This window comes from Bacillus sp. 0209A, from assembly GCF_036765095.1.
Classification (GTDB): domain Bacteria; phylum Bacillota; class Bacilli; order Bacillales; family Bacillaceae; genus Bacillus; species Bacillus subtilis_G.
This window is the reverse complement of record NZ_JBAIZV010000008.1, coordinates 58,310-78,527: the sequence shown is the minus strand read 5'-3', so window position 1 is coordinate 78,527 and position 20,218 is coordinate 58,310. Positions and strand designations below refer to the sequence as shown.

Annotated in this window: 17 protein-coding genes, 5 tRNA genes and 1 pseudogene; 9 read left to right on the top strand and 14 right to left on the bottom strand. The window is 44.1% G+C overall.

Annotated features, from left to right (window positions below):
- Positions 1-19 precede the first annotated feature (19 nt).
- Positions 20-815, bottom strand: a pseudogene (locus V6D44_RS20035) (MFS transporter); the annotation flags it as partial.
- Positions 816-1,229: 414 nt separating this feature from the next.
- On the opposite strand from V6D44_RS20035, the gene V6D44_RS20030 reads away from it, so the two are divergent.
- Both V6D44_RS20030 and V6D44_RS20025 read left to right on the top strand, forming a co-directional pair.
- Positions 1,230-2,666 carry a SulP family inorganic anion transporter gene (locus V6D44_RS20030; RefSeq protein ID WP_087991989.1) on the top strand — a complete coding sequence of 479 codons (1,437 nt, stop codon included), beginning with the start codon at positions 1,230-1,232 and terminating at the stop codon, positions 2,664-2,666.
- A gap of 146 nt (positions 2,667-2,812) precedes the next feature.
- Positions 2,813-3,733, top strand: a complete 921-nt coding sequence (locus V6D44_RS20025; RefSeq protein ID WP_333516843.1) for a bile acid:sodium symporter family protein — start codon at positions 2,813-2,815, stop codon at positions 3,731-3,733.
- 15 nt (positions 3,734-3,748) lie between these two features.
- On the opposite strand, the gene V6D44_RS20020 is transcribed toward V6D44_RS20025, so the two are convergent.
- The 13 genes from V6D44_RS20020 to V6D44_RS19960 all read right to left on the bottom strand — a co-directional run bounded on the left by V6D44_RS20020 (position 3,749) and on the right by V6D44_RS19960 (position 18,170).
- The gene (locus tag V6D44_RS20020) at positions 3,749-4,498 is read right to left on the bottom strand and encodes an alpha/beta hydrolase (RefSeq protein WP_202329109.1); all 750 of its coding nucleotides are present in this window, start codon (positions 4,496-4,498) and stop codon (positions 3,749-3,751) included.
- Positions 4,495-5,505 (bottom strand): iron ABC transporter permease FeuC, encoded by a 1,011-nt coding sequence (gene feuC / locus V6D44_RS20015; RefSeq protein ID WP_202329108.1) that lies wholly within the window; start codon positions 5,503-5,505, stop codon positions 4,495-4,497. Before feuC ends, V6D44_RS20020 begins: the two co-directional genes overlap by 4 nt.
- Positions 5,498-6,502: a FecCD family ABC transporter permease gene (locus tag V6D44_RS20010; RefSeq protein ID WP_333516842.1), complete on the bottom strand. Its 1,005-nt coding sequence runs from the start codon at positions 6,500-6,502 to the stop codon at positions 5,498-5,500. Before V6D44_RS20010 ends, feuC begins: the two co-directional genes overlap by 8 nt.
- 18 nt (positions 6,503-6,520) lie before the next feature.
- Complete coding sequence (gene feuA / locus V6D44_RS20005; protein WP_087991994.1) at positions 6,521-7,474, bottom strand: iron ABC transporter substrate-binding protein FeuA; 954 nt, start codon at positions 7,472-7,474, stop codon at positions 6,521-6,523.
- A gap of 90 nt (positions 7,475-7,564) precedes the next feature.
- Complete coding sequence (gene btr / locus V6D44_RS20000) at positions 7,565-9,154, bottom strand: bacillibactin transport transcriptional regulator Btr (RefSeq protein WP_087991995.1); 1,590 nt, start codon at positions 9,152-9,154, stop codon at positions 7,565-7,567.
- A gap of 186 nt (positions 9,155-9,340) precedes the next feature.
- On the bottom strand, positions 9,341-10,585 hold the full coding sequence (locus V6D44_RS19995) for an exo-beta-N-acetylmuramidase NamZ family protein (protein ID WP_333516841.1): 1,245 nt from the start codon (positions 10,583-10,585) through the stop codon (positions 9,341-9,343).
- A gap of 10 nt (positions 10,586-10,595) precedes the next feature.
- Positions 10,596-12,527, bottom strand: a complete 1,932-nt coding sequence (locus tag V6D44_RS19990; protein WP_253268775.1) for a glycoside hydrolase family 3 protein — start codon at positions 12,525-12,527, stop codon at positions 10,596-10,598.
- Positions 12,528-12,554: 27 nt separating this feature from the next.
- Positions 12,555-13,880: a penicillin binding protein PBP4B gene (pbp4b, locus tag V6D44_RS19985; protein WP_333516840.1), complete on the bottom strand. Its 1,326-nt coding sequence runs from the start codon at positions 13,878-13,880 to the stop codon at positions 12,555-12,557.
- A gap of 55 nt (positions 13,881-13,935) precedes the next feature.
- Entirely contained in the window at positions 13,936-15,303 is a 1,368-nt protein-coding gene (locus tag V6D44_RS19980) for a PTS transporter subunit EIIC (protein ID WP_333516839.1), read from the bottom strand.
- 25 nt (positions 15,304-15,328) lie between these two features.
- Positions 15,329-16,180: a MurR/RpiR family transcriptional regulator gene (locus V6D44_RS19975; protein WP_087992000.1), complete on the bottom strand. Its 852-nt coding sequence runs from the start codon at positions 16,178-16,180 to the stop codon at positions 15,329-15,331.
- A 16-nt stretch (positions 16,181-16,196) separates the two neighbouring features.
- Entirely contained in the window at positions 16,197-17,111 is a 915-nt protein-coding gene (gene murQ / locus V6D44_RS19970) for an N-acetylmuramic acid 6-phosphate etherase (protein WP_202329103.1), read from the bottom strand.
- Between the two features lie 108 nt (positions 17,112-17,219).
- The gene (locus tag V6D44_RS19965) at positions 17,220-17,702 is read right to left on the bottom strand and encodes a GNAT family N-acetyltransferase (RefSeq protein WP_202329099.1); all 483 of its coding nucleotides are present in this window, start codon (positions 17,700-17,702) and stop codon (positions 17,220-17,222) included.
- 12 nt (positions 17,703-17,714) lie between these two features.
- On the bottom strand, positions 17,715-18,170 hold the full coding sequence (locus V6D44_RS19960) for a DUF523 domain-containing protein (RefSeq protein WP_202329097.1): 456 nt from the start codon (positions 18,168-18,170) through the stop codon (positions 17,715-17,717).
- A 180-nt stretch (positions 18,171-18,350) separates the two neighbouring features.
- Between V6D44_RS19960 and V6D44_RS19955 the strand changes: the two genes are divergently transcribed.
- From V6D44_RS19955 to rsiW, 7 genes are all read left to right on the top strand, one after another.
- Positions 18,351-18,425 (top strand) — tRNA-Glu (locus V6D44_RS19955).
- Positions 18,426-18,428: 3 nt separating this feature from the next.
- Positions 18,429-18,504, top strand: a tRNA-Val gene (locus V6D44_RS19950).
- Between the two features lie 4 nt (positions 18,505-18,508).
- Positions 18,509-18,581: transfer RNA gene (locus tag V6D44_RS19945), tRNA-Thr, on the top strand.
- A 17-nt stretch (positions 18,582-18,598) separates the two neighbouring features.
- Positions 18,599-18,683, top strand: a tRNA-Tyr gene (locus V6D44_RS19940).
- A 4-nt stretch (positions 18,684-18,687) separates the two neighbouring features.
- Positions 18,688-18,759 (top strand) — tRNA-Gln (locus V6D44_RS19935).
- Between the two features lie 228 nt (positions 18,760-18,987).
- Entirely contained in the window at positions 18,988-19,551 is a 564-nt protein-coding gene (gene sigW / locus V6D44_RS19930; protein WP_087992004.1) for an RNA polymerase sigma factor SigW, read from the top strand.
- Between the two features lie 13 nt (positions 19,552-19,564).
- On the top strand, positions 19,565-20,191 hold the full coding sequence (gene rsiW, locus V6D44_RS19925; RefSeq protein WP_087992005.1) for an anti-sigma-W factor RsiW: 627 nt from the start codon (positions 19,565-19,567) through the stop codon (positions 20,189-20,191).
- Positions 20,192-20,218: the final 27 nt, after the last annotated feature.

Below are 20,218 nucleotides of genomic sequence, written 5' to 3'. Positions count from 1 at the left end.
ATGAGCTGGGTTTTTTGGTTTATATCTGTACTGATTTGTTTTCATCAGTATCCATTTTATCGAGCTTTTTGCTTTTCAGGTTTTCTAATACTTTTAATACCAATACAATCCTCAGCATGTTCAACATGAGAGTTGTAAATAACCAATGCAGTATGTACTGAGAATTCATCTAGACGCCATCCAACTGCGATTGGCGGGATAGAACCGCCTAATCCGTTGGCAGTATGCTTGTCGTTTGTTCTGTTTTTCCAAGGTAGAATTGATTGGTGATAATTAAAGCAATGGTAAACATGCCAGTCATAAATAAGCCTAAAAAGAAACAAAGAACAAACCCTGCAAAATCAGTAAACGACCTATGATTATACCGATCCAATATATTGTTACCGTTATGGTTGCTAAGGAGTTAGAAATCTCCCATTTCTCAGCGAAGATAGAAGGGATAAAGTGAACAATCGATACTTCATGGCTCCATAAAAAAGAAGTACGCAGCTGCTAAAGAAATAAACAGTAAGCCAAGTCTTCGAAAAACTTATAGGTGCTTGTTTTCCATTGCCCGAAGTGTCTGTTTGACGAATGAGCAAATCGTCAAAGCTGCCAAAGCTCATTCGGCTCCAAACAAGCATCAGAAGAAATGAAATTAGCCCCAATACCAGAAATGCCAATGCCCATACATTATTGCTAATTAAAAAACCAGACAGCAACGGCATGAAAAGGGCTCCTAAACCGTACGCTACTTCCATCTTACTCATGACGATTGCTTGTTTTTCTATAATTGCTGTTAAGATAATTGTTCCTACACAAGATTCTACCAGTCCGGGTATCATGTGGCGTGGATATGCCTCAGCTTGCTGAACTGATGATGTAGAAAACCCCGCTTGATACTATGAGGATGCCATTCAGGAATTGATGGGAATATTTCCGTTGTCAAATGAGAGAAAAGATATTGCTGTTGTTAAAACGATTCTTGTTTCTCATCCGGATATGATATAATTCAAAGATGGCTTAAACCTAGTTTTAGCCATTTTTTTCTTCAGTATTCATCTTGCATATTTGATTAACATTTAATATGATACTCTTTGTATAATAACTCCTTGCCTCTATACAACATACTCAACGTTTCCCCTTTTTCTTCGTTCGTTTGGCCTTTCCTTTTCTCCCGTAAAATAAAGAAAGCTCCCAGCACAATAGATACGGTGCGGATTTATTTTTTAAAAAAGGAGTCGTTATATTTGAATAATAGTTTTACATTACAACAGCAATGGTTCGGTAATATCCGAAAAGACATTCTTGCTGGCATTTTAGTTGCATTAGCATTAATACCTGAAGCGATTGGCTTCTCGATTATAGCGGGTGTTGACCCGATGGTCGGTCTTTATGCGTCATTTTGTATAGCCATTATCATTTCTATTTTTGGCGGCAGACCTGGCATGATTTCAGCAGCTACTGGCTCAATGGCGGTCGTTATGGTGTCGCTGGTTGCTGATCATGGGCTTCAATATTTATTTGCGGCAACGATTTTGACAGGAATTATTCAGGTGATTTTAGGTATCAGTAAAATTGCGAGATTAATGAAATTCATCCCGCGTTCTGTGATGATCGGGTTTGTGAATGCACTGGCGATCCTTATTTTCTCTGCGCAGCTTCCTCAGTTTGAGGGTGCTTCTTGGAGCATGTATGCAATGCTTGCCGGGTCGTTGGTAATTATTTATGTGCTCCCGCGATTTACGACTGCGGTTCCGTCTCCGCTTGTCGCGATTATTGTGATGACGATTATTGCGGTTACTTTCCATGTGGATGTGCGGACGGTCGGAGATATGGGCAATATTTCTAGTTCGTTGCCTCATTTCTTAATCCCTGATGTTCCGTTTACCTTTGAAACACTGCAAATCATTTTTCCTTATTCGATTGCTTTAGCATTTGTCGGATTACTTGAGTCTTTGCTGACAGCACAAATTATTGATGAAATGACGGATACGGACAGTGATAAAAATAAAGAGAGCCGCGGACAGGGAATTGCGAATATCGTGACTGGATTCTTTGGCGGAATGGCAGGCTGCGCTATGATTGGACAATCTGTCATTAATACAAAAGCGGGCGGACGCGGACGCTTATCTGCATTTGTTGCTGGTGCTTTTCTGATGTTTTTAATTGCCGTCTTGAGTACTGTTGTCGTGAAAATTCCAATGGCTGCGTTAGTGGCTGTTATGGTTATGGTTTCTGTTGGCACATTTGATTGGTCTTCTTTAAAAGGCCTCAAAAAAGCGCCGCTCACAGACTCTATTGTCATGGTTGTGACTGTGATTACGGTTGTTGTGACGGATGACTTGTCTAAAGGCGTATTCGTCGGCGTTCTCTTAAGTGCGGTGTTCTTTGTGGCAAAAATTTCGAAGCTGAAAATTGTTTCGCATGCAGGGGATCAAAAGCTGAGAACGTATCAAGTAAAGGGACAGATCTTTTTTGCGTCAGTGACTGATCTTACGAATGCGTTTATTTATCAAGAGGATATTGAGCGAGTCGTGATTGACTTAACTGAGGCCCATGTTTGGGATGATTCAGGAGCGGCTGCGCTTGATAAGATTGTTGCGAAGTTTAAGGAACAAGGAATTGAAGTTGAAGTAAAGGGTTTGAACAATGCTAGTAAAGCTCTTATGAAGCAAATGACATAAAGTGTGAAAGCCCAGATTGGTGAGATCTGGGCTTTTTTATATAACATATGGCTGAACGGCATTGATATAATAGAGTGAGAAAGAAATATTTAATAGGAGACTTGTATATGACGCTTCAGAAGCTGAACCATGTATTGGGGAAAGTCATGCCGCTTTTAACGCCTGCTAGTGTTGTGCTGGGCGTGCTGCTGTCTCAATTTTTAAATGGGTATGAAAGTGCTGTGCCTTGGATCTTTGCTTTTATTACGTTTGCAGGCAGTTTGAGCGCTAACTTTCAATCTTTGAGACATGCGTTGTCTCATCCTCTTCCTATGATTCTTGCACTATTTGTTCTTCATATTTTCATGCCGCTTTTTGCTTGGGGCAGCGGCCATCTTATATTTAAAGGCGATCCTTTGACAATCACAGGTTTAACATTGGCTGTTGTGATTCCTACCGGGATTACAAGCTTGATTTGGGCAGCGATGTATAAAGGGAATGTCGGTTTGACGCTTTCGATTATCTTGGTTGATACGGTGCTGTCACCATTGGTCGTACCGCTGAGCCTTTCATTGCTGGCCGGCGCTCAGGTTCATATGGATGTGTGGGGAATGATGAGAGGGCTGATTGTGATGGTCGTGATTCCTTCTTTTCTGGGCATGCTGTTTAATCAGATGTCATCTCCAGATAGAACCGCATCTGTTAGCAGTGCGCTGTCACCTTTTTCAAAGCTTTGTCTGATGGCTGTGATTGCGATTAATAGTTCAGCGATTGCCCCTTATTTTAAAGCAGTTGATTTAAGATTTGTAGGAATAGCTGTGACGGTCTTCTTTATTGCGTTAACAGGCTATGCCGCTGCTTGGCTGATCGGGAAAATAATGAAAAGGCGCCAAGAGGAAATTGTATCTCTTATTTTTACGGGAGGCATGAGAAATATCAGTGCCGGCGCAGTTCTTGCCGTTACATTCTTCCCGTCTCAGGTTGCTGTTCCGGTGGTGATCGGCATGCTGTTTCAGCAGATACTTGCCGCGTTGTTTGGCTATATGGTGAATCGTTTTGAATTAAAACCTGTATTGCAGAAAGCATGAAAAAACCGCTCAATCTTATGAGCGGTTTTTTCCGTATAGCCATTCGAGCGCAATGATGAACTGTTGGCAGAAGTACTTGCGGTGGTGCACCGCCCCTTGTTCAATTGAAAGACATAGCTGATTTTCAGTGAAGCCTTTTTCTTTTAAACTTTGATGCACTTGCTTTGTATTCCGCAGCATATTTCGCTGTATAGATTGTTTTTCACAGCCTTCTTCACTGCCGACAGACATAAAGACACGTGCAGTGCCGGGCTTTAAAGAAGATAAATGAATGGCTTCGGCTGCGTTCTCGTACCAGTAGGAGCCTGAGATAGAGCCTATGTTTGTGAACACTGATGGATACTTTATTAAGGCGAACATTGAGATGAGTCCGCCTAATGAGGCACCGATCATTCCTCTTGACTGCGGTTCCCTGGCGACGTTCCAATTTTCTTCGATAAACGGAATGAATCGGTTTGTTATGTTAGACAGATAGTGATATCCCATGCCTCCGAAGTCCGGGAACCGATCACTGAGTGATGCAGCCGGCCAAGGGGTGTATTCATCCAGCCGACTTGCGGGTTCGATACCGATCAACACGAGCTCAGGCAGCCTTCGCTGCTGAAATGTACTTTCTAATAATTTGATTTGGTCTTGAAACAACGAACTTCCATCCTGCACGTAAACAGCAGGAAATCTCCTGCTGCTGTCTGGGCTGTAGGAAGGAGGGAGGTACAGCGTAAATTTCCTTTCACCGGCTTTGTGCTCTGAAAGAGATCCGTTCAAGCATTTTCCCCCTTTTTTTGCTTGAAAAGCAGGTATAAGAAATAAGGAACACCGAGGATCGCCAAAATGATGCCTGCGGGCACTTCCGCTGGCTGGAAAAACAGTTTTCCGGCAAAGTCTGCGCTTATTACAAGCAGCATGCCGATTAAACCGCTCAGCGGCAGGATATTGCGGTGTTCGACACCAGCCAGTCTCCGTGAAATGTGGGGAGCGATTAAACCGACAAACGCCATGCTACCCGCTACGGAGACACAGGCGCTGATGATTGCTACGCAGGCGACGAGCAGGATGGTTTTTTCTTTATTTGATGAAATACCGAGGCTTCTGACTGTGTCTTCATCAAAACGAATGGTGTCCAGCAAGCGGGACTTGGCGATAAGAATAGGTATAAACAGCAGCATCCATGGAAGAACGGCTGTGATGTAAGTCCAATTGGCAGACCAGATGCTTCCGTTTTTCCAGACCATGGCCATTTGATAGTCTTGCGGGTCCATTTTTAATGATAAAAACAAAGACAGGGCGCTGAATCCAGAATTGATCGCGATTCCTACCAGAATAATTCTTCCTGAATCTAAATTGCCTCTGTGCCATGCAAATATGTAAATCAAGAGCGCCGCAATCAGTCCGCCTATCAACCCGAAAAATGGCATTCCCATCGCCGCAACTATAGATGTCACTTCCTTCTGGCCTTGGAACAAGAGCATAAACGCCACAATCCCGGCTCCCGCCCCCGCGTTAATTCCGAGAATTCCCGGGTCTGCAAGCCCGTTTCTTGTGATGGCTTGGATGACGGCGCCCGCAATGCCAAGACCGAGTCCGATAATGGCGGCCATGACAATTCGCGGCAGTCTTAAATCGAACAGCAAAATTTCATACTGCGGATTCGGATCGATCTGAAAAAGAGTGGAGAGCAGCTCAGCCGGCTGAACGGAGAATGATCCGCTCGTTAAGCTGAAATAGCTGACAACGAGAATCAAAGCGATGAACACTGCATATTTTTTAGCCATTTTGCTCCCCTCCTTTTCGTTTAATCAAATAAAGGAAGAAAGGCACGCCGATTATGGATGTCACGACTTCAATCGGTGTTTCAAACGGATAATTGATAAATCTGCTTGCGAGATCACATAAGGTTAAAAAGACTCCGCCCAAAATGCATGAACACGGAATCAGCCTGTTGTAATCGGAGCCGACAAGAAATCTTGTGATATGCGGAACAACCAATCCGACAAACGCAATTTTGCCGGCCAGCGCTACGGCACTGCCGGTTAAAATGATGACTGAAAGCATCGCCATGATTTTAATGTTTTTTTTCTTTTGTCCCAGACTTTTAGAAATGTCGTCGCCTAATGATACAGCAGTCACCTTTTTGCTGAGGGAAACAGCTATCACGATGCCGACCAGAAAAAACGGTGCGGCAAGCTTCAGAAAATCAGGACTCATTTGATGAATTCTGGCGCTGTACCAGAAACTGAGATCCTGCGATATTTGAAAATAAATCGACATGGCTGCTGATAAACTGCTAAGCAGCATGCTTGTAACTGTGCCGATAATGGCAAGCTGCACGGGGGAAAACCCGTTAGGCATCATGGCGGCAAGGCTGAATACTAGAACGGCTCCTAATGCTGAGCCGATAAAAGAGTAAATGATCATCTCAATGGAAGACGATTGCGGGAGCAGAACCATACAAAGCGTGATAATAAACGCGGAACCATCTGAAACGCCCATAATCGATGGCGAAGCTAAATAATTGCGCGTAATGCCTTGCATAAGGGCTCCAGAAACAGCAAGGGCTGCCCCTATGAGCAGAGCGCCGGCAGCCCTTGGAATCCGGGAATGCCATATAATTTGATGGTCTGTGTTTCCCGGATCGAAATGAATAAGAGATGTAAAAACAATATCTGTGCTTAGATGCTTTGCGCCATATAGGATCGAAAGCAGCAGCGACAGTGCAATAGCAAATGGAGAAGTAATCAATATGATACGTGTCCACTGTTTTGAATACATACAAAAACCTACTCTGAATTAGTTTTGTGTCAATTTTTCAGCAGCCGCTTTCAGGAAGCGGACTTTGCTCCAAGCTGTGCCGCCTTGTGCGAGAGGATCGACTGAGTTAACGTACACATGATCTTCTTTGACTGCTTTAAGGCTTTTCCAGATTGGATTTTTCTCTAAATCTTTTAATGCATCAGGTTTATCTGCATTTTCATCATCAGAAAATTGAACGAAGATATGGTCTGGATTCATTTCGCTTAATTTTTCTAATGAAATCAGTTCTTGCGCTTTTGCAGCTTTTACTTCGTCCGGCGCTTTAAGACCTAAATCACCATAAAGGGTGGAGTTGAAGTACACCTGTTCAGGGTAAATGTAAATGTTGCCTTGTCTGATTCTAATGACAAGCGCTTTTGAATCTTTTGCCTTTTCATTGATTTTTGTTTTTGTTTCTTTTAAATCCTGTTCATAGTCTGCAATGATTTTTTTCGCCTTTTTCTCTTTACCAGTCAGCTGGGCAAGGAGCATCATATTGTCCTTCCAGTTTGAAGAGATGTGAGAAACCGGGATTGTTGTGCCGGCTGTACTTATTTTTTGCAGTGTTTTTTCTGGGAACTTTGTTGAAGCAAGGATGACATCTGGCTTCATCTCAAGAATCTTTTCAATGTTTGGCTCCATTTTTTCTCCGGTTGGTTGGGCTTTGTCTGTGATGTCTTTGAACATTTCAGGGAATTTGCCGGAGAATGAAATCGCGCCTTGCGGATGAACGTCAAGCAGTTTCGCGTCTTCCATCGACTCAACGCTTCCCGTTATGGCAATTTTGTCTGTTGGTACAGTTACTTCATATGTTTTATCCAGGTATTCAATTTTCTTCTTCTCGGATGCTGTGCTGCTTGCCTTGCTTGCAGTTGATTCATTTTTGTTGCCGCAAGCTGCCGCTGTCAGCGCGAGAAGCAAGATTAATAAGGTAAGAGATATTTTTTTCATCTATAGAGCCTCCTGTTCAATTGATAACTATTATCAATTGGAATTATAGAGAATGAACGGATATAACGCCATGGACAAATTCCATATTTATCATGGACAATCACCGGATAGTAAAGAAATGGTTTGCTGAACAATCCGTTCATGGCCGCAAGCCGAGTATTCATTCCAAGGGTCAAAGGATAGAAGGTATACACGGTTATTCCGTACTGCGCTTAGGTTTTGCCATGCTTCTGTCTGCTGCAATTGCTGGTAATAAGCAATGGTTTCAGGCTCTTTAAATAGAAAAAGCATTAAGCAGTCAGCTTGGTAATTTGCGATATTTTCTACCGAAATCGCTTGCTCTGAAGGCGTGTCTTCCGTTTTTGCGGAGCTGAATTCTAAATCTCCAAAAAAGACTTCGCGGACGCTTCGATGATGTGCCAGATAAAAATTTTGCTTATGCAGCCTCAGAAAGAGAAAACGCTGCCTTTGGGCGTGCTGAAGTGTTTTTTTGGCGACCGCCGTCTGCTGGTCATAAGCCGCGAGCCACTTTTCTGCTTCGGACTCTTCCTTTAAGAATGAGGCGGTTTGCAGAAAGTGAGTTCTCCAGCTTTCTTCTGAAGGAAGATAAATGACTTCTGCGATGCGATTCAGATGATTTTTTTCTTCTTGAGAAATAGAATCCATGCTGAAAATCACATCTGGTTCGGCCTGAGATAACGTATTCAGGTTTTCTTCCCATTTTTCATTAAACCGGTATGCGCTGAGCTGGACGGGTATATCTGTCGAATAATGCTGATAGTAGTAAGACGTCCATTTTGGGTGGAGCGCGGCCGCAAACGGTATGTGATGAAGAGGGATGAGGTGGCCCATTGTGCCTCTTCCGTATGCGGCAATTTTTTTTCGTCGTTTTTTCATATAGCTTGTAGGTGAGCAGCCTGTATGCTTCTTAAAGATTCTGCTGAAATAAAATTCATCTTGATAGCCGGTTTGATGAGCGATTTCTTTCAATTTGCAGTTTGATCTTGCCATGAGCCGTTTTGCTCTGGTGATTCGCGTCTTTGTGATAAATTCTGTTACGCTTTGACCTGTCCTTTTTTTAAAGGTTTCGCTGTAGTGTTTGGCGCTGATCCCTGCCATTTGCGACAACTGGGCAAGTGTCATTTTTGTTTCTGCATGAGTTTCGATGTATTGTTTTGTTTTCTCGATTGCTGAGTGTGTATCCGTTAGATCAGATACACTGGCAGTCATGAGGTCATAAATCAGGCTTTGTACTTCAATCATGCATTTTAGGTGAGAAAGCTGAGACGATTCATTCCATAGCGCAGCAAGCTCTTGAAGCCGGGCTGCAAGGTTTTCGATATGTGATATATTCACAAGCTTCAGTTTGGCTAATTCCGTTTCTGTACATGGCGTTAAGATATCTCGTCCGGATTCCTTGATATAGCTTTGAATCCTGATCAGACAGGTATCTATATGTCCTTCGGCTGCAGGCGTAAAGCCGAAGGTTTCGTTAGGCGGACAAACATAAAGCGTCTTTTTTTGCAGAGGACTGATGCTTGTTCCGATCGAAATATGGCCGTTTCCTTTGACATGAAAGATCAGTACGAATGAATCGGCTAATTGCTGTTCTGAGAAGAGATCACTTGTTTTTTTAAGATATTCAATTTGTATGGGATAATAAATCACTGTATTTTGCAAGAGTAGACCACCTTTTCAGAAACTTCAATTGATAATCATTTTCAATAAGATTGTACCAAATAAATGAAAGTTTTCCTATATAAAGCGGGTGGGATTTTGTCATAAAAAAACCCTTACTCCCGTTTGAAAGTAAGGGTCTTTTGTTCGGTAAGAATATGTTACACGTGTAACATACGAAGCTTACGTCTAATAGATGAGATGCTTTTTTCTTGTTTTACTGAATTGTTTGAGTGGTTTTTCATAGCGATCTATGATGTCATCTATAGAAGTGCCATTTTTAATTTCTGTTTTGATCCAACCGTTGCCTGCCAGTTTATCAAATGAACCTGTTGCTAGGAACTCAAAATCCTCAGGATAGAGGTCGTGTATTGTTTTAATGAGTGAAAGGCCTGTTCTAACCGCTTCAAACTTTTTTCGGTCTGTCACATAGAGCTGAACACCGTGGCAAAGCATTCCCTGATGTTTAGAAAATGTCGGCGTAAAGGAAGCTGCCCTGAATGTGACGCCTGGCAGATGGAGTCTGTTTAATGTTTCTGCAAGTTCTGTGCTTTTGATAAAGGGAGCCCCAATCAATTCGAATGGCTTTGTTGTCCCCCGCCCTTCGGATATATTTGTTCCTTCAATCAGTCCGGTTGCAGGATATACAAATGTGCTCTCTACCGTCGGCATGTTAGGTGATGGGAGGACGAAAGGCAGTCTGGTGCCGTCAAAATCCATTTTCCGTTTCCAGTGTTTCATTTTTACCACTGTCAGTTCGGCATCAATGTCAAATTCCTTGTTGAACAGCAAAGCCAATTCGCCTATTGTCATTCCGTGCTTTAGCGGAATGGGATACAGTCCGACAAATGAGGCGTACTCAGGCTCTAAGACTGGTCCTTCAATATGATCCCCGCCTTGAGGATTCGGTCGGTCCAGCACCATAAAAGGAATGCCATTTTCTTTAGCGGCTTCCATAGCGTATGCCATTGTATAAATGTACGTGTAGTAACGGGTCCCGACATCCTGAATGTCAAACATAAGAACATCGACATTTTTCAGCATCTCTGGAGTCGGTTTCCTCGTTTTTCCGTAGAGGCTGTATACGGGAATCCCGGTTTTTTCGTCAATGTAAGAGCCTACTTTGTCTCCCGCCTGAGCATCGCCGCGGACGCCGTGCTCTGGGCCGAATAAAGCTGTCAGTTTAATATCAGGGTTTTCGTGAAGAATATCGACACTGCTTTTCAGAGATGCGTTTACGCCGGTTGGATTGGTGATTAATCCGATTCGTTTTCCTTTGAGCTGTTTTTTATAAACTGGCAAAAGCGTGTCTATGCCGGTCTGGACTTTAGGTTTTTTAGCCGTTTGATTCTTGGCATCGGGTGATGCTGAGGCGGCTGTTATCGTTCCAAACATGATGAGCCCTGTGAGAAAAGCAAATATTGTTTTTCTCATGAGTTCCTCCTTATGAAAACGGTTTTCCCGTTTTGATATTTAATCCGTAGCCATATGGATAAAGGATGTCTCCCGGTTTCGTGACTGACGGAATGTCAACTGGGAGTGTGCCTTTAGGTTTTGCCTGACCGAATATCGCCATAACTCCAGCGGGAATATTAGGTTGAAGATAACGGCCATTCGCGTATCCTTTAAAGCCATAGACAGCAATGAGCGCCTTCGCTTCCTCAAAATTGGCAGCATCATATGGGTTGCGCAGGCTCATTAAGACAAATGGCTTGTTGTGCTGCAGTGCGGCTTTCATGACAACTCTCGGAAATACAGTGGTCCATTTGCTTGAATCTGATATGGTGTCGTCGATGACACCGTCGTTGACGACAGGGTCATTTTTCACGACGTAGGAGCCGGTAATGATATAATCAGCCTCTTTTACTTGTTTTTCATGCTTGGCATTAAATATTTGGTTGGCAAAATTAATTTTGCTGAGGGACACGGGTTTGATTTTCTTTCGCTTGATGAGATCACGAATGGTTTGTTCAATTGAAGCGGTTTGTTCTTCGTAAGGCGCGATAATTAAGATTCTGCTGTCTTTTTTAGGTTTGAACGGCAAGGTGCGCTGTTCATTTTTTAAAACGGTCACTGCTTTTTCGGCTATATTTTTCTCTGCTTTCAAGTGACGCTTGCTTCCTACGATTTTCTGGGCTTTGGCTATTTTTTCTTTTATGCTGTCGTCATGTCGAGCTGGATACATACCGCGTTTTATTTTCAGGGAAATGATTCTTTCAACCGATTTGTTGATTTGTTGTACAGGAATGTCACCGTTGTTCACGGCTGATTTTAAAGCTTGAATAACACGGGCGAATTTCTGTTCTTCTTTCAGAGAAGTAACTGAGGCAGGCATTAATGCAATATCGACGCCCGCTTTTACAGCCATGACCACAGCCTCTTCCTGTCCGAAATGATCTGCGATTGCTTTCATATTGAGGGCATCGGTAACGATGACGCCGTCAAATCCCATTTCCTGACGAAGAAGACCGGTCATCACCTTTTTCGAGAGTGTAGCCGGAACCAGAATGTCCGATCCATCGAGTTTGCTTTTGTATGTGGTGCCATCAAAGGCAGGAAATTGAACGTGAGCTGTCATCACCATATCAGCACCGGCATCAATGGCTCTTTGAAAAGGATAGAGCTCGATCTCACGAAGGCGTTCTTGGCTATGGGGAACGAGAGGCAGTCCGTAATGGCTGTCAACGTCCGTGTCTCCATGTCCCGGGAAATGTTTGAGGGCAGAGGCTATATCTTGCCGCTGCAAACCTTTCATCGTGTATAAACCGAGTCGTGCTGTCAGTTCTCGATTGGAGCTGAATGACCGTACGCCGATGACCGGATTATCAGGATTATTATTAATGTCCATAACAGGGCTGAAATCTGTATTAATGCCTAAGGCTGAAAGCTCTTTTCCAATGATGCTGCCAGTCTGATAGGCATTGATTCTGCTTCTGGCTGCACCCAGTGCCATATTCCCCGGGAAATTAGTCCCCTCCCCTAATCTTGTTACAATGCCCCCTTCCTGATCAATACTTAGCATGAGAGGGATTTTGGGGCTGGCTTTTTGGTAAGCGTCTGTCAATTGAACAGTTTGTTTTGTTGTTTTTACATTTTCCGCAAAAAGGATGACGCCGCCGAATTGATATTTCTTGATGAGGCTAGCGACTTCCTTATTCATTTCTGTAAAGGCTTGTGGAGAAGACTCGCCCTCCTTTTGCCAATTTCTGAAATCAGGCATCAGCATCTGGCCGAGTTTTTCATCTAACGTCATGCGATTGACAAGCTGCTTGGCGTTGGGTGAGCTGTTGGATGAAGCAGCTTTTGCTTGGCCGGCGCCGAGAAAACATGAAAGAAAGAGAACGGCTGAAAGGATAAGCGGAAAGACAGGTTTCATAGAAACTTCCTCCTATCGTCGAATCATTTATTCCATCGCTTCATAAATCGCGGTAATGACGCTCCCGTAACTGCCTGTTGGAAATTGATCACCCTCAAACACGTTAGGATTTTCCTCTGGATCAGCAACTGGCGAATGCTTTTTGTTTGTTAACAATGCGATGCCTAAATGGTAAGTTGGATCAATGATCGTAACTGTCCCTGTCCAGCCGGTATGCCCGTAAGCACTTTCGCTGGCATAGGAGCCAAACATCCATTCCATGCTTTTACTGCCGTTTCGCCGCCAGCCAAGAGCGTATGTTGGGTCTGTTGCTGAAGGTGCCGTGAACAGGCCGGCTGTTTTCTGATCAAATAAAGAAACGCTTCGGTATGATCCTTTGTTTAGCATGACTTGCAGCAGAATGGCCATATCATCTGCATTTGAGAACAATCCGGCATGTCCGGACACGCCTCCCATTGAGTAAAATGCTTTTTCGTCATGCACTTCTCCTTGCAGCGTATCTGTACGGATGTTAGGGAAATGAATAAAGCCGTCCCGCGTATTGCCCATACGTTCAGTCGCTGCGAACTGCTTCGGTTTAAATCCTTTTTGCAACGGATTGTATAAGGTATGCTTCAGCCCCAACGGCTTGTAAAGTTCTTGCTCCGCATATACATCAAGCGGTTTACCGGTGAGATTTTCGACAATACTGCCGAGGAGCATATATCCTATGTCGCTGTATACGTGTTTTGTCCCTGTTTCATAATCGAGCGGAATTTTCGTTAAATATTCAATCGTTTTATTCCGGTCCTGAGAATAGTACATACCGGCTTTTTCCGGTGAGTAAAAGTAAAAGCTTGCGGGAAGTCCTGATTGGTGCTGCAGGACATCGATGACACGAATTTTGTTTTTTCCTTTTATGAGGTCTCCCGGCTTCTCCTTGAAATCAGGCAAATAAGCAGAAACCTTCTCATAGACGTCGAGTTTTCCTTGGCTGACTAAGCGCTGTAATGCAAAATTCGTTGCATACATTTTTGTATTTGAGGCCAAGTCAAACATCGTGTGGTTTTTCATTTTAACTGGGCGGCGCAGCAGCTCTGATCCTTCGTACTTTTTACTGTAGCCGTACGCTTCTTTTTTAATGATGCGGCCGTCCTTCACGATAACAAGAACGGCGCCTGGAAATCCTGCTTCAACATCCCGTTCTATCATCCGATCAACCTTCCTTAGTTTCTTCGACAAGAATTGTACAGTTTCTGAATTTATGGTTTTCGGCTCAATTTGGTTGTCTGCTGTTTGCGCGAAGGTTTCATTCGACACCAATATAGAAAAGGTTAAAATGGCACTGAATAAGGAAAGTGTCTTTGTTTTCATAGGCTTGCTCCTTTCCATGCTTCTATCCCGTTACTATCCCAAAAACAGAAACCATTTAATAGAACTGAGAAGCCATTTCATCTTTATATCCGAACGCGTAGGTCAATAAAAAGCCGGCCGCGTAGGAAATAAAGAGTCCGATGATATATAGGATAATTTGCGAAGACAGGACGAGAAAGGAAAGCGGCAGCCCGGAGACACCAATGGCAATGGTGGCTACCTGAAAATATGCTTGAAAAGCGCCGCCGATTCCGGCCCCTAAGCATGCTGTTAAAAACGGACGTCCAAGTGGCAGCGTAACTCCGAAGATTAGCGGTTCACCAATGCCGAGAAACCCTGGGGGGAGCCCGCCGGCGATCGCTTTTCTTAATGTTGTTTTTTTTGTTTTGACAAAGATGGCAAAGGCCGCACCTACCTGTCCCGCGCCTCCCATCGCCAGAATCGGGAGCAGAGGATCATTTCCAATTGAATTGATCAGTTCCATGTGCACAGGCGTCAAGCCTTGATGCAGTCCGGTCACGACGAGAGGAAGGAAGGTTGCGCCCAAAATAAAGCCTGCAGCGATGCCGCCGATGTCCAGGATGGACAGAAGGCCGGATGTAATGGCATCAGAAATGAAGCCGCCTAAAGGCATAAATAAAACATACGTTACGATTCCGGTGATTAACAGTGAAACGGTTGGAGTGACAATGATATCAAGTGATTGAGGAATAAAACGACGGATAAATTGTTCGGTGTAAGCGATGAATATGGCTGCGAAAAGAACTCCGATCAGCCCTCCCCTGCCCGGAAGAAGCTGTTCTCCGAATAAAACGATCTTTGCGATCTCCGGATTCAAAATCAAGATCCCCGCCAGAGCACCAAGAGCGGGTGTTCCGCCAAATTCTTTCGATGCGTTAATACCGACGAGAATGCCGAGATAAGTGAACAGCCCGGAGCCGATGACTGTCAAGATAATAGCGACTTGTGATTCTGCAGAGAGCCATTCGGCTTGAATGATTGCTTTGGTAATCCCAGTAATTAAACCGGAAGCGACGAGTGCGGGAATTAGCGGGATAAAGACGCTGGCAATTTTACGTAAGAAAAGCTTAAATGGAGTGGCGTTTTTTCGGTTTATATCGGCTTTCTTTTTGGCAGCTGCATCTTTGACATCGATATCTTCTTCTGCTGACACAAGCTTTGAGAAAGCGGCTGTGACATGATTGACGATTCCTGCTCCAAGGATGATTTGGATGGTTTCAGCTTCGACGACCCCCAATACGCCGTCAAGCTCTCTTAAAGCGTGAGCATCTGTATTGCTTTCATCGTAAGGCGTAATACGCAGGCGCGTCATGCAATGCGTATACGAGGAAATATTGGATTTTCCTCCGCATAGCTCAAGGATTTTCTTTGCGAGATGATGGTAGTTATTTTCTTTGCTCATCAAAACCCCTCCTCATCAAGATGCCTTATTTTTTTCTCATAGATTTTATGGCTGCTCTCGTTTTATCGATATATCCGGTTGTTTCTTCGTACCGCTCAGCCGCCATGCCTAAAAACAAAACATCAATCATAAAAAGCTGGGCGAGGCGGGAGGAAGTGGCTGCACTTCGAATCAGGGCTTCATTGGAGTGTGCCGTGTGCAACGGGACATCAGCCAGCGCGGAGACTGATGTCTGACTGAATTGTGTGAGGCTGATCGTTTTGATGCTTTTTTCCTTAGCCATCGTGAGCAGCTCAATGATTTCCTGCGTCTCTCCCGAAAACGAAATAGCGAATACGATGTCATCCTTATCTGCATTTGCGATTAATGATGCCACAAGATGAGTGTCTGTGAACGCGGTTGCTAGTTTATGAATGCGAAGCCACTTTTGCTGGGCGTCCTTGGCGACAATGCCGGAAGCCCCGACGCCGATAAAATGCACAGTATGTGCTTGGAGAAGCAGAGAAACCGCTCGTTCAAGCTCTTTATAGTCCATCAGGTCTGAGGTGTCTTGAATGGCTTGAATGGCATTGCCGGCCGCTTTTTCAGAAATGGAGGACAGCGGTTCGTGGGGCGCAATGTCCCGGTAGCCTTGAACAGCAGGCTTTGCCAGATCGCCTGCTACTCTCATTTTTAAATCTTGAAAACCCTTTAGTCCGAGTGATTTGCAGAGCCTGATGACGGCAGCATCACTTGAATTGGCTAAGGTGCTTATTTCGCTGACAGTGTTTTCTATTGCCCTGTGGGGATGAGTTAGGATGTAATCCGCAAGTTTACGCTCGGATGGAGGGAGCTTGTGCTTCATTGATTGGATGATCGCTAAACCGCCTGTTGCCATGCTCGTTCTCTCCTTATCATGAATGGTAGTTTTCGATTGCTTTGTCTATAAAACCGTTTGCTTCCTCAAGCAATGTTTGAGCTTTTTCTTGATCTGTGCTTGTTTTGAGCATGAGGATTGCCGTTTTGACGTGATCATTGGCTTGTTCCAGTGTATGTCTGGCTGTGTCGTATGAAGCGTTAGTAAGGCTTTGGATGATGCTGATGGCTCGTTCTTTTAGTTTCTTATTGCTGACGTTGACGTCTACCATCAAGTTTTCGTAAACCTTGCCGATTTTGACCATTACTGCGGTGGATATCATGTTTAGAATCATTTTATGAGCGGTTGCGGCTTTCATACGTGTTGATCCTGTAATGGCCTCAGGGCCAACAACAACCTCAATGCTGTGATCCGCTTCCTTGCTGATGGCGGAATTTTCATTGCAGGTAAGGGCGATGGCGTGTGCTCCTACTTTACGGGCGTATGTGAGGGCGCCTGCGGCATAAGGTGTGCGGCCGCTTGCTGCAATGGCAATGACTGTGTCGTTTGACGTAAGCTGTATGTTTTTTAAATCTTCGGCTCCTGCTTCTTCACTGTCTTCAATGCCCTCTGCTGCTTGCAAAAATGCTTTGGGGCCTCCAGCCATAATTCCGATGACCTGATCCGGGCTTACGCTGTAGGTGGGAGGACATTCAACAGCATCCATGACACCGAGTCTGCCGCTTGTGCCGGCGCCTGTGTATATGAGCCGGCCACCATTTTGAAACGAGTTGTATGCGCAGTCTACAGCTGTTTTGATATCAGGGAGAACCTGCTGAACGGCGGCAGCGACTTTCAAATCTTCGTTGTTGATCATCTTGAGGATGCCGAGAGTGTTTGTTTTGTGGATTTCCGCTGTTTGGCTATTGCGTGATTCTGTTGTAAGCCGGTGAAGGTTTAATAGTTCTGACATGAGGATGCCCCCTGTTTTAAAATGATGTATCTTACTATTCAGTATATTCACTTCCGTTATGATATTTCAACTGGGTTTTATATTTTTGAAATTTTATTTCACCCGAGACTATAGGAAATAATGAAGAATCAGCTGTTCTCCAAGCGGCCCGATTTTTCGCCGTCCTTTATCTAGGAACCCGCTTTTCATATAAAGGTGTTTTGCGCGTGTGTTTAGGTGATTGACGGCCAAAATGATTTCATCGCACCATGGAAAATAACTGCTCACAAACGAGGGAAGCTGAAGCATTGCTTTTTTTGCATAGCCTTTTCCATGATGTACAGCGTTTAAAGACAGGGAGCTGAGCAGTAAAGCAAATGGATTGCTAGTATAGGGAGCAAGCGTTTCTTTTGATGTATGTAAAATGAAAAAGCCGACTGGCAGATTGTCATTTAAGATGACAGCCGGATACCGGTCCTGTATGCCTAAGGCCTGAGTCAGCACCTCTTTGGGGAGAGAGGTAAAGCGCTTGTCATCGTTGTTTAGGGTAAATGATTGAAGTTCCGGCGAATGTTCAGGTTTATAGAAGGATAAAGAAATGTCTTGAGTCATGGGGTGCCCTCCTTACAATATGTCGTCTAACTGGTTTTCTGAAATGACACGGCAGCCCGCTTGTTTTAGCAGTGCGGCGGTCACTCCGCTGCCGGCGATTTTTTTGCCAGTGAATGTGCCGTTATAAATGAAATTGCTTCCGCACGATGGACTGTTTTCTTTCAATATGACAGCGGATGCATTGATTGCTTTTGCGTAAGCTAATGTTTTAGCGGCGCCTTTCATATATAACTCTGTTACATCTTCTCCTGAGGCTGTCACGATTTTAGCGGTTCCATTGAGAACATCCTCGCCGGTGCCTCCGATGATTTCTGCAGGCTCACGGGGAGTGGAAAAGCCGCCGAGAAGCTCAGGACAAGCCATGACTGCTTTATTTTCATCGATGAGTTTTCTGATTTTCTCTGATGCGGCGTGAGAGCCGTTGTATCTGCATTCAATGCCTCCAAGGCAAGAACTGACTAGAATCATATTGGTTTCTCCTCTCTTGCTTCGCTTGTCTCTATCATAAAATAAATGACTAATGTTGGGAGGCTTTTTCAGTTAAAAAAGGAGTTAAAAAGTTTGAAAATAAAAAATTTAATTTTTCTCTTTACAAACAGGGGGTAACCTGTATATAATAACTTTTGTCAGCTCGACGAGAACACAAACGGCCCGTTGGTCAAGCGGTTAAGACACCGCCCTTTCACGGCGGTAACACGGGTTCGAATCCCGTACGGGTCACCATTTGGAGGATTAGCTCAGCTGGGAGAGCATCTGCCTTACAAGCAGAGGGTCGGCGGTTCGAGCCCGTCATCCTCCACCATCTTGCCGGTGTAGCTCAATTGGTAGAGCAACTGACTTGTAATCAGTAGGTTGGGGGTTCAAGTCCTCTTGCCGGCACTGTCTTTGCAAAATACGGAGGGGTAGCGAAGTGGCTAAACGCGGCGGACTGTAAATCCGCTCCCTCAGGGTTCGGCAGTTCGAATCTGCCCCCCTCCACCATTATTGGGCTATAGCCAAGCGGTAAGGCAACGGACTTTGACTCCGTCATGCGTTGGTTCGAATCCAGCTAGCCCAGTCACAGACACCTTTGACCAAAAGGTGTCTTTTTTATTTTGTGAAAATCATTCCAACTTCTAACTATTCAGTCTGTATAATAATTTTAAAAATATGTTAAGGTAGTTTATTCACGAATTACCATCTACACCCTGCCAAAAATTTGTTAAACTTATTTTATAAAAAATTGAAACCTTTTAAAACGAAGCTCGTATACATACAGACCGGTGAAGGCAGAGGTTAGATAAATATGGAAATGATGATTAAAAAGAGAATTAAGCAAGTCAAAAAAGGCGACCAAAATGCATTTGCGGACATCGTAGATATTTACAAGGATAAAATTTATCAGCTTTGCTACCGTATGCTTGGCAATGTGCATGAGGCAGAGGATATTGCACAGGAGGCTTTCATCAGGGCGTACGTTAATATCGACAGTTTTGATATTAACCGGAAATTTTCAACTTGGCTTTATCGAATCGCGACCAATTTGACTATTGACCGCATTCGCAAAAAGAAGCCGGATTATTACCTCGATGCAGAGGTGGCTGGTACGGAAGGCTTGACCATGTATTCGCAAATCGCCGCAGACGGAGTTTTGCCAGAAGATGAAGTAGTGTCGCTGGAGCTCTCAAACACGATTCAGCAGAAAATTTTAAAGCTTCCTGACAAATACAGAACAGTTATCGTATTAAAGTATATTGACGAACTCTCATTAATTGAAATCGGCGAGATTCTAAACATTCCTGTGGGGACTGTGAAAACGCGGATTCACAGAGGCAGAGAGGCTCTTCGAAAACAATTAAGGGATCTTTAAGTGGGGTGATGAAATGAGCTGTCCTGAACAAATTGTGCAGCTTATGCATATGCATCTTGATGGAGATATCCTTCCAAAAGATGAACACGTATTAAATGAACATCTTGAGACATGCGAGAAATGCAGAAAGCATTTTTATGAGATGGAAAAATCTATAGCACTCGTCCGGAGCACATCGCATGTCGAAGCCCCCGCGGATTTTACCGCTAATGTCATGGCTAAATTGCCTAAGGAGAAGAAAAGAGCTTCTGTGAAAAGGTGGTTCAGAACCCATCCTGTTATCGCAGCTGCTGCGGTATTCATCATTTTGATGGGCGGAGGTTTTTTAAACAGCTGGCATAATGACCACAACTTCAGCGTGTCTAAGCAGCCGAATCTTGTGGTGCAGAACCATACTGTGATCGTGCCTGAAGGTGAGACGGTCAAAGGTGATGTCACTGTCAAAAACGGCAAGCTGATTATTAAAGGCAAAATAGACGGGGATGTAACCGTCGTAAATGGCGAAAAGTATATGGCCTCTGCTGGACAAGTCACCGGTCAGATTGAAGAAATCAATCAATTATTTGACTGGACATGGTATAAATTGAAGTCTGCGGGGAAAAGTGTACTCAATGCATTAAAACCGAACGAAAAAGAGTAAAGCGTGTCAGTTGCTTTGCTCTTTTTT